Origin of the sequence: Aerococcus urinae (assembly GCF_001543175.1) — a bacterium.
In the GTDB taxonomy this organism is placed as follows: domain Bacteria; phylum Bacillota; class Bacilli; order Lactobacillales; family Aerococcaceae; genus Aerococcus; species Aerococcus urinae.
In genome coordinates this window covers 1,584,624-1,599,762 of the sequence record NZ_CP014161.1, presented here as the reverse complement: position 1 = coordinate 1,599,762, position 15,139 = coordinate 1,584,624, and the positions used below count along the sequence as shown (strand labels likewise).

Here is a 15,139-nt window from a genome sequence, read left to right as displayed (position 1 = left end):
AGAAGGTGAATTCATGCAACAACAAAAAAGTTTTTTGGGTGAAGAGACCAAGGGGAGACTTTATTTAGTGCCTACCCCAATTGGTAACCTGGACGATATGACCTTTCGGGCCCTCAAGGTCCTCAAAACAGTGGACTTGATCCTGGCTGAAGATACCCGCCACACCCAGAAGTTATTGAATCATTTTGAAATTGATAAGCCGCAAAAGAGCTTCCATAAGTACAATACCCAGGAGCGGATCCCAGAAGTTCTCTCCCTCTTGGAAAGTGGCAAGGACCTGGCCCAGGTTAGCGATGCTGGTATGCCAGTGATCTCAGATCCGGGCAGCGAACTGGTCCAGGCTTGCCTAGAAGCGGATATCCCAGTGATTCCCCTCCCAGGCGCCAATGCGGCCTTGACCGGGCTGATAGCTTCTGGACTTAAGAGTGAAGCCTTTACTTTTATTGGTTTCCTAGCCAAGAAGGCCAAGGACCGCCGCCAGCAATTAACAGCCTACCAAAATGCTGGGGAAACACTGATCATTTATGAGTCTCCTTATCGGATCAGTCAGACTATTGATACGGCCATTGAGGTCTTTGGCCCCGATCGGCCAGCTTGTGTGGTCCGGGAATTGACCAAGTCCTATGAAGAATTTAACCGGGGAACTTTGGCTGAACTGGATGCTTATTACCAGGAAAATCCTGTCGTCAAGGGAGAAATTTGCTTCTATATTGAAGGCAATCCCCATCCTAAAACGGCATCGGAACAGTTACAGGCTGGAATTGACCACCTGCCCCTCAAAGGTCAAGTGGAATGGTGGATGGAAGAAGGGAAGTTGTCTTCCAAAGAAGCCATTAAAAAAGTGGCCAAGAATAAAGGCTTAAAGAAACAAGAAGTTTACCAGGCCTACCATGAAATTGGTGGGGAGGCCCCATGATTTTTTACCTAGGAGGTGGCCTACTTCTGGCCATCGCTTTATTACTCTTTATTCTCGCCCCGCGTAATCTATGGGACTCCTGGATTGCTAGTCTGGGACTTATCATCCTTTTTTACGCCATGGGAAAGGACCCCAACTTTGCGGAATCCCAGTGGCTGTCCTTGATCTTTCATGGGATCGAAGTCTTTGTGAATTATATTGCCCCTTCCTTACTCTTGATTTTTGGATTGGCCATGTTTACCTATGCCTTATCCCTTTTTCAAGAAGAACATAACTACCTCCAGCTGGTTATTGGACTAAGTCTGGCGGTTTTCTTAATTCTGGTGGGCCTTGTCCATTATTACGTTCGCTTCAACCCAGAATTGATGGCGGATAAGCATTGGCTGCATATTTTAGACTTTGTGGTCGCTTACTATGTCTTACTTTTGATTAATTTCCTGGTCAATTCTTTAAGACTTTGGTTGATTGAGGATGACCGCAAGCAGGATTATATTATTATCTTGGGCTGTTTATTTAATAGTGATAACACGGTGTCTAAGATGTTAAAGCTTCGCTTGGATGCCTGCTTAGCCTATGTGGGGCGTCAGAAGTTCCTCTACCACCACATTCCTATTCTCATTGTTTCTGGAGCAGCTACAGTAGCAAATAGTGACTGTTCGGAAGCTGACGTCATGGCCCAATACTTGAAAGCCCAGGGCATCCCTGAGGAAAAGATTTGGCGAGAAGACCAAGCCACGAATACCCATGGTAACTTTGCCTACAGTAAGCAACTGATCGAGAGGATCCAACCCGTTAAGAGCGCCCATATTGCTTTTATTACCAGTGCTTTCCACCTTTACCGCAGTCAACTCTACGCCAACCTGGAAGGACTCTACCAAGTCACCGGATTCGGGGCCAAAACCACCCTAAGGGAAAGCTTTAAACATGGGATTCGAGAATTCGTCGCCATCTTATTTATGCACCGCAAGCTGCATTTATTGATGACGGTGGTCATGTTTGGGATTGGTTGGCTCAATTATATTCATTTTGATTAAGATGATTTACTAAGAGAGGAGATATTGATATGCTACAAGAATTTAAAGATTTTATTGCTAAGGGTAATGTGATTGAATTAGCCGTCGGGGTTGTTATGGGGACTGCCTTCACTGCCATTGTGAACTCCCTGGTTAAAGATATTTTAACCCCATTATTAGGGATTATTTTAGGAAACATCGACTTGTCAGCTTATAGTATTGAAGTTGCCGGCGCCACATTTGGTGTAGGGAACTTTGTTAACGCTATTATTTCTTTCTTATTAATTGCCCTGGTGCTATTCTTTATTGTTAAGGCTTTTAGCCACTTCAAACATGAAGAAAAGAAAGTTGAAGAAGCTAAAGCAAGTAATGAAGAAGTCTTATTAACAGAAATCCGTGATTTATTAAAGAATAAATAGAAGCTAGGGATCAAGACGGGAAGCGATCCCTCCATTCTATTGTAGGCAAATAAAAAGCGAAGCTAGTCCAATGGCTAGTTTCGCTTTTTGTTTTATTAGAAGTTAATATAGTCTCCAACCGGGTAGTCACTAGGGTCGAGCTGTAAGCCACTGCCTGTGACCATGGCGGCGAGTTCGTGGCCGATAATCGGACCGGTGGTTAAGCCGCTTGAGCCCAGGCCAGAAGCCACATAAATATGGTCATACTTGGGCAGGGACCCGTAAAAGGGGGCAAAGTCGCTGGTATAGGCTCGGGTGCCGACCTTAATAGCTTGGTAGTCAGAGAAATCGATGGCAGGTAGTAAATCCTGAGCTGTTGTCATGATTTCCTCTAAGGCTTGGAGGTCGGGGGTCAGGTCAAAGCCTTGGTCATTTTCATGCGTAGCTCCTAAGAAGAGCCGTTGACCTTGGTGGGGGATGATGTCCGCTTGGCCTTCGGGCATAATTAGGGGCCACTGTTCAGCCTGATTGATGTGGTCATAGACCAATAATTGTCCTTTTTGGGGTCGGACATCCACACTTTCTGTGTAAGGGGCCAGAATCTCTCCTAGCCATGCGCCTGCTGCGATAATGACCCGGTCATAGCTTTGCTGTTGGATCTTGACCTCCGTCGAGCTGATGGCGTCAATGGAGACTGCTTCAGGGATGACGGTTAATCCCTTATCTTGAGCGGCGCTGAGGAGCTCCTGGCAGAGCAAGTCGCCATCAATGACGGCCGCCCCAGAATCAATTTGAATCAGGTCCTGGTCATAGGTCCACGGTTCTAGGGCAGCTTGGGCCTGGCTAGGCTTTAAGCGCCGAATTTGGCCGATGAGGGGGGCGTTTTCCTTACGCCGGTTGGCAATGGCCATGAGTTCGTCAATCATTTTTTCCCGCTTTTTCAAAAGCCAGGTGGTCCGTTTTTGGTAGGCCTTGGAAGTGATGCCGGCTGCTTGTAAATCAGCGATCAATTGGGGATAAAAATGGGCCCCGGCGTTGGCCATCCGGTACCAAGGCTTATTGCGACGCTTGGAGAACCAGGGACAGATAATACCGGCTGCCGCCTTAGTGGCCTGGCCGACCCCGCTATCGTAGAGGGTAACTTGGTGGTCTGTCTGGCTGAGATAGAAGGCGGTTACCGAACCGACAATGCCTCCACCGATGATGGCTATTTTCATGCTTAATCTTCCCCTTTCTTATCTTCGTCATTGTCTTGGTCATGTTTTGCTTGGCGGGCGGCCTTAAGCTTGGCTTCTTTTTCAGCCTTGGCCCGTTTTTTCTTTTGCGACCGGTAGGAAGCCCGACTAATGAGCGGGGTATTAAAGAGTAAGGTTTCCCAAATTCCTGTTCGATTCGTGGTATCTTCCTCAATTTCACGGTCATCAGTTTCTAAGTCATGGGCGTGTCCCTTAGCCAGACGGACATCATCATCGCTTTCTTCTTCCTGGTCATCATCCAGCTTTTGCTTGTTCTTGCCTGGGCTATTCAAGGCCTTGTCATAGACCAAGTAGCCACTGGCAGCCAGGATGAGTAGGAAGACCAGCCAAATGGGGAGCTTGATGACTAAGACTTGGTAAAGTAAGGAAAAATAAGGAACCAAGCCGATGAGGAGGAGAATGATGGTAATAATGACTAAGTAGACCCAATTATAACCTTCATTCCAAGCATCTCCGTAGTCACTGGACCGGGCGAATTGAAACACAAAAAAGATAAACATGATGGAGAGTAAAAGCTCCAATAAAAGCCCCAGGATACTTAGGGGCAGGGGCATATTGAAGGCCTGTCCTAAAGAATTATAGGCATTGAGGCCTTGGAAAAAGATTAAGAGGGCGTAAAAGCCATATGAAATGACTAGAAAGAGTAGCAGATACTTAGTCAGGGTGTGGGGTTGGTCATGGATGGTGACTAAGTGGTGTTTTCTGATAATCTTACGGGCATAAGCTTCTGCATCATTAGGAAAGAGGTATTTGGGCAAGAGATGGCGGGTTTGGGCCCCTTCCAAGCGGTCAAGGAGTTGAGTCAGGTCTTCATCAATTGTCAGTTGGGGTTCAACATGAGTGTAGAGATAGGCCTGACATTGGAAGAAGTACTGCCGCCAAGGTTGGTCGAGATCTTTGGCTCGATTTTGATTATTGTGGTAGACCTTTTTAGCTTGGTCCTTTTCTTTTTTTAGCGCTGCTTTTTCTTCACTGGTTTCAAACACGTGTATTACTCCTTTATTTAAAAGCATCATTATTAGCTATATTTTAAAGGAAGTCGGTCAAAATAGCTACTCCTCAACTAAAGCCAGGAATTTTTATATTTTCCGCCACTCCATATTTTCTATGCTATAATAATCAATAAAAATTTATAATTATTGTGTTTTCTAAAGGAAAGGAAGGATTTTTGTGAAAATTAATCATCGTTACTTAAATACAGCCCCCTCCATTATTCGCGAGTTTGCTGAAACTTTTGCCCAAATTGATGGTCTACTCCCCTTCACAATCGGGGAACCTGATCTTAACGCCCCTGAAACGGTTAAGGACGCCATCAAAAAGGCTCTAGATGAAAATAAGACCCACTATGCATCAGCTAAGGGTCTGGGAGAATTGGTCGAGGCCATCGTTGCTTATTTTAAACGAACACAAGCTCTTGATTTAAAAGCTGATAATGTGATTATTACCAATGGGGTCACCGAAGCTGTAAAAATCGCTATGGATGTTTTCATTAATGAAGGCGATAAAATTATTGTTCCTTCTCCTTTCTTTGGCCTTTATGAAATGACAGCAGCGATTGCGGGGGCAGAATTGGTAACCCTAGATACCAGCCAAACCGATTTCAAGTTAACCCCTAAGGCTTTGGAACGGAGCTTGGATGCTAACCCAGAGACGCGTTTAGTCCTCTTAAACTACCCGAATAATCCGATTGGGAATACCTATACCAAGGATGAAATTCGCGAATTAGCGGAAGTGATTAAGCGCTATGATGTCTTTGTCATTAGTGATGAAATTTATTCAGACATGATCTATGACCAAGACCATTATTCCATCTACAATGAAATTCCTAACCAAACTATCTACCTCAATGGTCCTTCCAAGAGTTACGCCATGACCGGACTTCGGATTGGTTTCATCCACATGCCTGATGGCTATGTGACTCAAGGCTTGGTTTCCCACCAAACCATGGTTACCAGCGTGTCTACCCCTGATCAACATGGGGCTATAGCTGCCTATAATGCCTGTGATGACTTTGTCGTGGAAGCCCGTGATAAATTTAAGAGTCGCCGTGACCTGCTCTTAGAAGAATTACCTAAGATTGGTTTAGAATTCGTTCACCCAGCTGGAGCCTTCTATATCTTTATCAAGGCACCAGAATCATATAATGGTGATGACAAACAATTTGCCCTTGACCTAGCTCATAAGGCCAAGGTAGGGGTGATTCCAGGCTTTGCCTTTGGTAATGCCGGTAAAGGCTATGTCCGTTTCTCCTACGCCTCTTCTTACGAATCCATTCAAGAAGGATTAAAACGTCTAAAAACCTTCGTTGACCAGCTGGACTAGAGAGTGTGACAGTCACGTCAAAGGGCGAAACCGCTACGCATACTATATCTGTAACTCGCTTCGCTTCGAACAGCTATAGCAACTGGAGGAAACTGTCATAAGCTCAGCTAGTCTGAGCGTTGGCAGTTTTTAGTTGGGTTCGACTTGGCAGACTTGGAGTGATTTCGCAAGTCAGAAACAAGCGAACATTCGCTTTTATTCTGACTTGCTCCAATCATCCAAGCCTAGGCGCCAAGTCTCACACCCTGTGTGAAGTGGACGTTCGTCCTGTGACTGGAACAGGTTTGAAAAGGATGTGAGGAAGGATCAGGGAGGGTGATTCCTTGGAGGAAAAGATGATAAGATCAGCCTGCTGATCGTTCAACTTTTCTGAAAGGACATCCCCCTCACCCTTCCGAACTCAACTATAGAGTGTGACAAGCGCTCATCATCACCATAAGTTAAAAAGCCTTCCCGCTTCAAGTAGGGAAGGCTTTTTTTTACTGGTTAAACTAATCTAAGGCCTTTAACTTACCGGTCTTGGTCATGTCATGGATAGCCTTTAAATCAGGTTCAAAGAGGCTGATCTTATCATGATTCTTCCCGTAATAGAGTTCATTTGGAAAATAGAGACGCTCGTCGCCCAGCTCTTGGCCGGTAAAGGCTCGGATCAGTTGACTGGCTTCCGACAGTTCAATGATGGTTCCGTCTTTTTCCAATAATTCAATCTGGGTCCGAGGGTTCTTTTGGCTGGGATCATAGAGGTCATAGGGCAGGTCATAGTTACTGTTATAGGCAGTATAGTAGTTAACATCGTAGCCCATTTGACTGATCTTCTCTTGGAGATCTTGGGCGGTTTCTGCCTGGCTATTGGAGTCAAAGGTAACCGACTTAAAGGGTTTGCGGTTGATGAAACGCTTGGACAAGTCAACCAGAATCGGGTCATCACTCGTTAAGATCCAGTGTTGGAAGTAGGTTTCCATCACACCGTCATCAACATGGAGATAGTCGGTGAGGGTCCATTCATTTTTCAAAAAGGGTACCAAGAGCGGTGAGTGCTTGATAAAGTACTTGGGATTGTCTTGGTAGAGGTCCTTAGCTCGTTTTAAGAGCCGGTTGAGAATCATTTCCATGGCCCGAGAAACCGGGTGGAAGTAGACCTGCATATACATTTGATAGCGGCTGACAATATAGTCTTCTACCGCATGCATACCGGCATAGTCAAACATAATCCCGCCCTGGTAAGGCCGCATGACCCGCAAGATCCGGTTGAGGTCAAAGGCCCCATATTCAGCCCCGGTAAAGTAGGAGTCTCTTAAGAGATAGTCCATCCGGTCGGCGTCGCATTGGCTCGAAATCAGTTGGACCACTTGGGGGTTGGGGTAGCTGTGGTTGATGACGGCAGCCACTTTATTGGGAAAATCAGGAGAAACTGTAGTCAAGATTCGGTTGACTTCGGTCTCAGGGGAGGTAATGATGGCCCGGGTGACCGCTTCATGGTCAGTACCGAAAAGTTTTTCAAAGGTGTGGGAGAAGGCGCCGTGGCCAATATCGTGGAGGATAGCGGCACAGAGGACCACTAAACGTTCCTGGTCATCCCATAAACCATCGCCAAGCTCTTGACTAGGATAATTGCGCTGGAACTGGTTGACAATCCGGCGGGCGATTTCATACACTCCCAGGCAGTGGGCGAAGCGGGTGTGGTCAGCCCCGTGAAAGGTAAAACTGGTCGTGCCTAATTGCTTAACCCGGCGCAGGCGTTGGAATTCCTTGGTATTAATAAGGTCTAAAAAGATTTGGTGTTGGATATGGATATAACCATGCACCGGGTCACGGAAAACTTTTTCCCGGATCCGGCGGTTAGCTTGTTCAAAAGACATAAATAACTACCTTCCTTTTGTTAAACGTCGGTTACGTTTGATCATGCGTTGGACCTGGTCGTTTAAGATACTTTGGTCTAAGGCTGCCAAGTCAATCTCTTCAAAAGAAGTCCCTAAGTCTTGGCTAATGACTCCCTCCAGGGCCTCAGTCACTTGGTTTGTGCTTTGGAGTCTGGGCAGGCTCGCCTTAAGGTTGGCCATACTGTCGGGGTTAATGATAGGGTACTTGGTTTTTGTCGCTTGGTTTTGCTTACCTAATTGGTAGAAGTTTTTCACCACTTGGCCACGGTAATCTTGTTGGCCATAGAGGGAGAGGTAAGTAAAGATCCCAATGGCCCCGCCAATCCGTCTTTGGGCAATACCGGCGATCTTTTTCCCTGCCAAGCTGACATCAAATTTACCCGGACAGTAGGAATCGCTGACTTCGCCGGTGGTCAGTTGGAGTTGGTAGGGGGCTAGTAAGTCCTGGAGGAGTTGGACCTTGATTTGGTAGGCCTGGTCAATGCTTAGCTTATCTGAATAGCTATGGGGACCCAGGTGGAGGGTATAATTCACTACCCCAGGTTCACTAATGACCGCCAAGCCCCCGGCCGGACGCACCACCGCTTGGTAGGGGGTTTTTTCTTCGACGGCTGCTAGCGCTTGGTCCAGATAGGGCAGGCGGGTGTCTTGCATACCAAGGATTAAAGTGGGGTCGGTGGTCCAGGTGTGTAAAATCAAATCGTAGGGGAGGGCTTCCTTGTTGAGACCATTTAATAGGTAGTCGTCAACAGCAAAAGGGAGTAAGGGCGTCTCCTTGGCATAGTGCACATTGAGACGGGCGATTCTGAGTCTTGGCCCTTGATGAAGATAATTCTTGATTAACATGCAATCCCTCCTCGATAATTTGCCTATATTATAGCATAAAGTGAATAAACAAAGCCCCTCTCAGTGACTAGACAACCAGGAAAAAGTCTTGACTTTATTAAAAAAATTCACCTATGCTATACTCATTGAAGAGAAATAGACTGCTTAGTAACAAACAGTGAAAGAGTAAGAGGTGGACTAATGAGCAGAATGAAGGAGACCATCCATATCCGTGGTGTCAACCACATCCAGCAAGCGGGGGAAAAGCAGGAATTGCTCATCGACCAAAAAGGCACATACTTTGCCCACCCCCACGCTTTCTTTATTGAATATGAAGAAGATTTTCAAGGGGCCAAGAGCTGGGTGCGGTTGAAGTTTGACCACAAGCAGGGCCTAACCATTAAGCGCTCGGGTCAGTCTGTCCAGGCCACGATTCCCTTAGCATTGGGGAAAAGGCAGAGCTTCCTCTACCGGATCAAGGGTTTGCCTAACTTAAGCCTAGCGAGTGAACTGGACCAGATCGAGGTAGAAGAGTTTGAAGGAGGGGGCAGGATTAACTGTCACTACCGAATTTTTGAAGACTTGGACCAAGAATTGGGTCAATATCAATTGCAATTGAAATATACTTATGATGTAGTGTAAAATAGATAGAGTATGACAAATTTTTTAGCCTGAAAGGATGACGCTTGAGTGAACTTACAACGCCTAGACCACCAAAATAAGGAGGAGCTGTCTTTATTAGAAGTGGCTTATGAAATTTTGGCTGAGAGTAATGAAGTTTATGATTTCAATCAATTATTAGCAGCTGTGCAAGAATATCTTGACTTGACCGATGACCAAGTGGCTCAACGCATGGTCACCTTCTATACCGAATTAAATACTGATGGGAGTTTCATTTCCTTGGGTGAAAACCGCTGGGGCTTACGGGCTTGGTACCCAATTGATTCTATTAACGAAGCCATTGTTTCTTCCATGGATGATGAAGATATCAAAGAAAAACATAAGACTTCCCGTCGTAAGAAAGTCAATGTCTTTGATGAAGGCAATGAGGACATGATCGACTACAATGCCGATGATCCAGAAGATGTTGATGCTTATGAAGAAGACTTTGATGATGAGGATTACGATGAAGCAGACTATGACGATGTCGACGTGGATGACGACGATGAAGATAGTGACGAAAATGACGAATTGAAAGATTACCAATCGGACTTGGATGAGTTAGGTGATGATGAAACCGAAGATGACTTAGAAGATGGTCTGGAAGGTGACTTAACCATTCTCGATGATGAGGACTTGGAAGACGAAGAGGAAGACGACCACGACTTCTAAATCTTAAAAAAAGAGTGCGACAGTCACGCTAGAGGACGAAAACACTGGAGAAAACTGTCATAAGCTCAACTGGTTTGAGCGTTGGCAGTTTTTGAAGTGGACGTTCGTCCTGTGACTGGAGCACGTTTAAACAAGTGTAGCCAAATTAAGAGGAGTCTGGGACAAAAGTTTCGGACTCCTTTTGCGTTTGTCGCACTCTAGTTGAGCTCGGACGCCAGCCTTGAAGTTGCTTCAGAAAATCCCAACGCACAGGTAGTTGAGTTCAGAAGGGGGAGGGGATGTCCTTTCAGAAAATCTGAACGATCAGCAAGCTGATCTTATCATCTTTTCCTCCAAGGAATCGCCCTCCCTGGTCCTTCCTCTCATCCTTATAGCTGTGCTTATGGTATTTTCCTCCAGCAATTCAAGTCTCTGACGGCGTCCTCACATCCTTTTCAAACCTGCTCCGGGTGCAAGGCAAGCGTCCACTTCACTAAAGGTCAACGAATTCTCTTTGAGAATTCGTTGACCTTTAGCTCCAGTTGCTATAGCTGTAGGAAGCAAAGCGACGTACAGATATAGTATGCGTAGCGGTCTTGCCTTTTGGCGCACCCGTCGCACTCTTTTTTCTTCACAAAGTCTTTTTTAGGAGGATGACTGGGATTTTCTCGATTTAGTTGCTAAAAAGGCTAAATTTTTTATTAAGAATTTTTTGGAGGCTTTTACCGGGGACTGAACTGGTGGATGTTCTTGTGATCGATTTCGTTAGTTGGAACTTATTTTGCCTGATAGGACACTAGGCTTGATAGCAAGGGCTTTTAGGAGGAGAAAGAGATTGAATCAGCTTTTATTTTTACTTTTACTAAGAAAAGGGTTTAAGCCGGAATAAGTTAAAAGCGAGAATACATCGATATAGACTGACTTGGTATTTTAGTATACAATAAATCAGTATAATTATTTTACCCCCCAATCCTCAAATCCTCACTTGTGAAAGGAATTTTATCAACGAAATGAAAAAATTTATTATCGAAGGCGGACGACCACTTAGCGGAGAAGTCTTAGTTTCTGGGGCTAAGAATAGTACAGTGGCGCTGATTCCTGCTGCTATTCTGGCAGATAGTCCTGTTGTCTTAGAGGCTGTTCCAACGATTGATGATGTTGATTCGCTGATTAGTATTTTAAGAGATTTTAATGTGAGTGCTGATTTTCAAGAGCACGTCCTACGTATTGATCCCAGCCAAATGGAAAATGTTCCCATGCCTGAAGGGAAGATTCAAAGTCTGCGGGCTTCCTACTATTTTATGGGGGCCTTACTGGCTAAATATGGCGAGGGCACCGTGGGGCTGCCGGGTGGTTGTTCCCTGGGCCCCCGTCCCATTGACCTCCATATTAAAGGTTTTGAAGCCCTAGGTGCTAAAATTGAAAGCGAAAATGGGGCTATCCACTTTTCCACCCCTAACGGCTTAACGGGAGCTGATATCTATTTAGATGTTGTCAGTGTCGGAGCGACTATTAATATTATGTTGGCGGCTGTCAAGGCTAAGGGGCAAACTGTGATCGATAACGCCGCCCGGGAGCCTGAAATTATTGACGTAGCCACCCTCTTAAATAAGATGGGGGCTAACATTAAAGGGGTAGGGACCTCAACTATCCGGATTGAAGGGGTTGACCACTTACACGGGGTCAGCCATGCCATTATCCCAGACCGGATTGAAGCGGGAACCTATCTCACTGCCGCTGCCCTGGTTGGCCAAGGGGTTTATGTGAAGAACGTGATCTTTGAACATATTGAAGGTTTAGTGGCCAAGATGGGTGAAATGGGCGTCAAGATGGATGTTTACGAAGACAAGATCTATGTCCATCCCCAAGCGGATGACCTGGAGATGGTCAATATTAAAACCGCGGCTTATCCCGGTTTTGCGACTGACCTTCAGCAACCGATAACCCCACTCTTAATTACTGCCCATGGGAGTGGCGTGATCGAGGACACCATCTATCCTAAACGGGTCAACCATGTCCCTGAATTACAACGGATGGGAGCCGATATCCATGTGGTAGACGACACCATCCATATCAAGGGTCCTAAGTCCTTAACCGGTACCAAGGTCACTGCCTCTGATCTTAGAGCAGGGGCTTGTTTGATCAATGCCGGCTTGGCTGCTTCTGGACGGACCGACCTCTACGGGGCGGAGCACATCTTACGGGGTTACGATAACATTTGTGAAAAATTACAGAAATTAGGAGCCAAGATCGACCTGGTTGATATCGATGACTAGGGGCCTTTACTCCTTTAAGAAAGGGTGCCTATGACTAAGAAGAAAGCAAAATTTGAAAAAGATGAGCTCTTAACCTGGGAAGATCTGGAAGGCCTCACCCTCAAGCAAATCTATGACTACGCCAAGGAATATAAGATTCCTTACTACAGTCAAATGAATAAAAAGGAACTGATTCTAGCCGTTATCCGGGCCCAAGAAAAAAGCCAGGGCTATTTTTCAGTGGAGGGCATTCTGGATATTACCGGTAACGAATTTGGTTTCTTGCGCCCGATTAACTATTCCCCCAGCCAAGAAGACATTTATATTTCTAATTCCCAGATGCGCCGCTTTGGCTTACGGAATGGGGATTTGGTTTCAGGGACAGCCCGGCCGCCTAAGAACAATGAACGCTATCTAGGCTTGATGCATGTCTATGGGGTTAACGGCAAGGATCCTGAAGAAGCTAAACAGCGCTCGCATTTTCCAGCCTTAACGCCTATCTATCCTGACCAGGCCTTGCGTTTGGAGTCAGCGCCTAAGCGCCTATCTACCCGGATGATTGACCTCATCGCCCCAGTCGGTTTCGGCCAAAGGGGCTTAATTGCGGCCCCTCCCAAGGCAGGCAAGACGGTTCTCTTAAAAGAAATCGCCAATGGGATTAGTGAAAACTATCCTGAGGCCGAATTAATTATTCTCTTAATCGATGAACGTCCTGAGGAAGTGACTGACCTCGAGCGCAGTGTCCAAGGGGAAGTGGTCAGCTCGACCTTTGACCAAAAACCTGATAACCATGTCCGGGTAGCGGAATTGGTCTTGGAACGGGCCCGGCGTTTGGTCGAAGATAAGCGGGATGTCATCGTCTTGATGGATTCTATTACCCGTCTGGCCCGGGCATATAACTTGATTGAGCCGCCTTCCGGTCGGACCCTATCCGGAGGTCTGGACCCGGCTGCCTTATACGGCCCCAAGCGCTTCTTCGGTTCCGCCAGAAATATTGAAGATGGTGGATCTTTGACCATCCTAGCGACGGCCTTAACCGATACCGGGTCCAGGATGGATGACATGATTTATGAAGAATTTAAGGGCACCGGCAATATGGAATTACACTTGTCCCGGCAACTGGCCGAGCGGCGGATTTTCCCAGCTATTGATATTAAGAAATCCGGCACCCGCAAGGAAGAACTGCTCTTAAGTGACCAAGCCCTAGAAGCTCTCTGGCAACTCCGTCAAGGCATGCAGGGCAATAGCCAAGAGTATACCGAGAGCTTCATCCATGAGTTATCGCAAACCCAGACTAACCAACAATTTATCGAACGCTTAGCATCTTTTGGTCAAGCCTTGAAAGAAAAATAAAAAAGTCTTGAAATCAAAAAAACTCTGTGATAGTATATTGCTGTTATGTAAAAATAATCTCTAAATTGAAAAAGATTTAGGGCGCAAAGGAGAGTAGACGACTAATGAAACAAAATATCCATCCAGATTACCATCCAGTCGTTTTTATGGACACAAGTACAGGTTTTAAATTCCTATCTGGTTCCACAAAAACTTCTGATGAAACCGTTGAATGGGAAGACGGTAACACTTATCCATTGATTCGTGTGGAAATTTCTTCCGACTCCCACCCATTCTATACCGGACGTCAAAAATTCACCCAAGCCGATGGACGTGTGGACCGTTTCAACAAGAAATACGGTTTCGCCGACGCCAACGCCAAGAAAGACTAATAAGATTACAAGAAGGAGCTTGCATTTATGCCAAGCTCTTTTTTTATACTTTGAGAGCTCCGCTCCTAAATTTTTAAGGATTTACTTAAACTTTTTCTATAAAAGTCTTTACTTCAACTTCCTGACTTGTTTTTTTATAATAAGTGGGTAATAATTAGAACGATTTCGTTATGAAGAATAAAGGAGTTATTATGAAGAAGATTAACTGGAGTCGCATATTGGGAATTCTCCTGATTCTTGTAGGAATCGGCTTTATCATTTACCAATATGTTCCCGCTGTGCAAGTGTATATTAACCAAAAAACTTATGCCCTAAGCAATGTCGACCGTGACCAAGTTCTCAAGAACCAGGAAGATAACTCAGGGAACTACGACCCTAACCAAGTGACTATGGTAACCCCTGAAATGGTCCGGGCAGCCCGGAAACGAATCCGTGAAGGCAGTGACGAACTCAATGTGATCGGAGCCTTGGCTATGCCCAAACAAAATATTTCGATTTCGGTGATGAATGGTTTAAGTGAGAGTGTCCTTTTAAGTGGAGCAGGGACCTTTTACCCCAACCAAGAGATGGGGGTCAATAATTATCCCTTGGCCAGCCATAATATGGATGCCATAGCGCCAGGCTTGTTGCTCTCCCCTATGGTGGAAAATACTTCTTTAGGGGATAAAATTTACTTGACTGATATGAAGAACATTTATGAGTATGAAACCTTCTATGCCCAAAAAACCGATCCTAGCCGGGTAGACATGGTGACGCTTGAATCCAAGGAACCGATAGTGACCCTGGTGACTTGTGAAGAATCCACTTCCGCCGCCATGCGTTATATCGTCCAAGGGAAACTGGTTAAACAATGGCCTTTTGAGAAGGCTCCTAAAGAAGTGATCGAATACTTCAGCTAAGCAGCTTCTTAACAAAAAAACTGCCTCCTGTCATATGGACAAGGGGCAGTTTTTTGATTGTCGCGATTACATAAATAAACTTCTAATTAATAATCCGATAATTAAACCCACCACAAAGATTAAAATATAGCGCAGGGTATTGTTATTATTCTCTTTCATAAGTTTTCCTCCTCTTAATGAATGGCTTTTTATTACATAATTGTTACATCCTTACCCTAACAAAAAAACAGCGCTTTCAAAGAATTTTACTCATTGAGTATTTACCTCTCCCGGCTAGTCATTAAATGAGCATAAGCCTGACTAATCTGGACTAGCGGATGAAATTTGGCATTAAACACAA

Annotated in this window: 14 protein-coding genes; 10 read left to right on the top strand and 4 right to left on the bottom strand. The window is 45.4% G+C overall.

The annotated features are described in order from the left end of the window. The first annotated feature begins 13 nt into the window (after positions 1-13). From rsmI to mscL, 3 genes are read left to right on the top strand one after another with little or no spacing between them, the layout of a single operon-like run. Complete coding sequence (gene rsmI / locus AWM73_RS07295) at positions 14-916, top strand: 16S rRNA (cytidine(1402)-2'-O)-methyltransferase (RefSeq protein WP_060779091.1); 903 nt, start codon at positions 14-16, stop codon at positions 914-916. Further along, positions 913-1,950, top strand: a complete 1,038-nt coding sequence (locus AWM73_RS07290; protein ID WP_060778728.1) for a YdcF family protein — start codon at positions 913-915, stop codon at positions 1,948-1,950. Before rsmI ends, AWM73_RS07290 begins: the two co-directional genes overlap by 4 nt. A 29-nt stretch (positions 1,951-1,979) precedes the next feature. Next, complete coding sequence (gene mscL / locus AWM73_RS07285) at positions 1,980-2,348, top strand: large conductance mechanosensitive channel protein MscL (protein WP_060778727.1); 369 nt, start codon at positions 1,980-1,982, stop codon at positions 2,346-2,348. Between the two features lie 95 nt (positions 2,349-2,443). On the opposite strand, the gene AWM73_RS07280 is transcribed toward mscL, so the two are convergent. Beyond that, positions 2,444-3,544 carry an NAD(P)/FAD-dependent oxidoreductase gene (locus AWM73_RS07280; protein WP_060778726.1) on the bottom strand — a complete coding sequence of 367 codons (1,101 nt, stop codon included), beginning with the start codon at positions 3,542-3,544 and terminating at the stop codon, positions 2,444-2,446. A gap of 2 nt (positions 3,545-3,546) precedes the next feature. After that, positions 3,547-4,569: a hypothetical protein gene (locus tag AWM73_RS07275; RefSeq protein ID WP_060778725.1), complete on the bottom strand. Its 1,023-nt coding sequence runs from the start codon at positions 4,567-4,569 to the stop codon at positions 3,547-3,549. Between the two features lie 184 nt (positions 4,570-4,753). Between AWM73_RS07275 and AWM73_RS07270 the strand changes: the two genes are divergently transcribed. Continuing rightward, on the top strand, positions 4,754-5,905 hold the full coding sequence (locus AWM73_RS07270) for a pyridoxal phosphate-dependent aminotransferase (protein WP_060778724.1): 1,152 nt from the start codon (positions 4,754-4,756) through the stop codon (positions 5,903-5,905). A gap of 491 nt (positions 5,906-6,396) precedes the next feature. Here AWM73_RS07270 and AWM73_RS07265 read toward each other — a convergent pair whose 3' ends face one another. Together AWM73_RS07265 and AWM73_RS07260 are read right to left on the bottom strand one after the other, a co-directional pair. Further along, positions 6,397-7,764 (bottom strand): HD domain-containing protein, encoded by a 1,368-nt coding sequence (locus AWM73_RS07265; RefSeq protein WP_060778723.1) that lies wholly within the window; start codon positions 7,762-7,764, stop codon positions 6,397-6,399. 6 nt (positions 7,765-7,770) lie between these two features. Beyond that, complete coding sequence (locus tag AWM73_RS07260; RefSeq protein WP_060778722.1) at positions 7,771-8,631, bottom strand: lipoyl protein ligase domain-containing protein; 861 nt, start codon at positions 8,629-8,631, stop codon at positions 7,771-7,773. Between the two features lie 180 nt (positions 8,632-8,811). On the opposite strand from AWM73_RS07260, the gene AWM73_RS07255 reads away from it, so the two are divergent. The 6 genes from AWM73_RS07255 to AWM73_RS07230 all read left to right on the top strand — a co-directional run bounded on the left by AWM73_RS07255 (position 8,812) and on the right by AWM73_RS07230 (position 14,799). Further along, complete coding sequence (locus tag AWM73_RS07255; protein WP_060778721.1) at positions 8,812-9,252, top strand: DUF1934 domain-containing protein; 441 nt, start codon at positions 8,812-8,814, stop codon at positions 9,250-9,252. Positions 9,253-9,300: 48 nt separating this feature from the next. Next, positions 9,301-9,942, top strand: coding sequence for a DNA-directed RNA polymerase subunit delta (rpoE, locus tag AWM73_RS07250; protein WP_060778720.1), 642 nt, complete (start codon positions 9,301-9,303; stop codon positions 9,940-9,942). 989 nt (positions 9,943-10,931) lie between these two features. Beyond that, on the top strand, positions 10,932-12,197 hold the full coding sequence (locus tag AWM73_RS07245) for a UDP-N-acetylglucosamine 1-carboxyvinyltransferase (protein WP_060778719.1): 1,266 nt from the start codon (positions 10,932-10,934) through the stop codon (positions 12,195-12,197). Positions 12,198-12,227: 30 nt separating this feature from the next. Further along, positions 12,228-13,529, top strand: a complete 1,302-nt coding sequence (gene rho / locus AWM73_RS07240) for a transcription termination factor Rho (protein ID WP_060778718.1) — start codon at positions 12,228-12,230, stop codon at positions 13,527-13,529. A gap of 104 nt (positions 13,530-13,633) precedes the next feature. Next, positions 13,634-13,900, top strand: a complete 267-nt coding sequence (locus AWM73_RS07235) for a type B 50S ribosomal protein L31 (RefSeq protein WP_013669986.1) — start codon at positions 13,634-13,636, stop codon at positions 13,898-13,900. A gap of 191 nt (positions 13,901-14,091) precedes the next feature. Next, entirely contained in the window at positions 14,092-14,799 is a 708-nt protein-coding gene (locus tag AWM73_RS07230; RefSeq protein ID WP_013670108.1) for a class A sortase, read from the top strand. Positions 14,800-15,139: the final 340 nt, after the last annotated feature.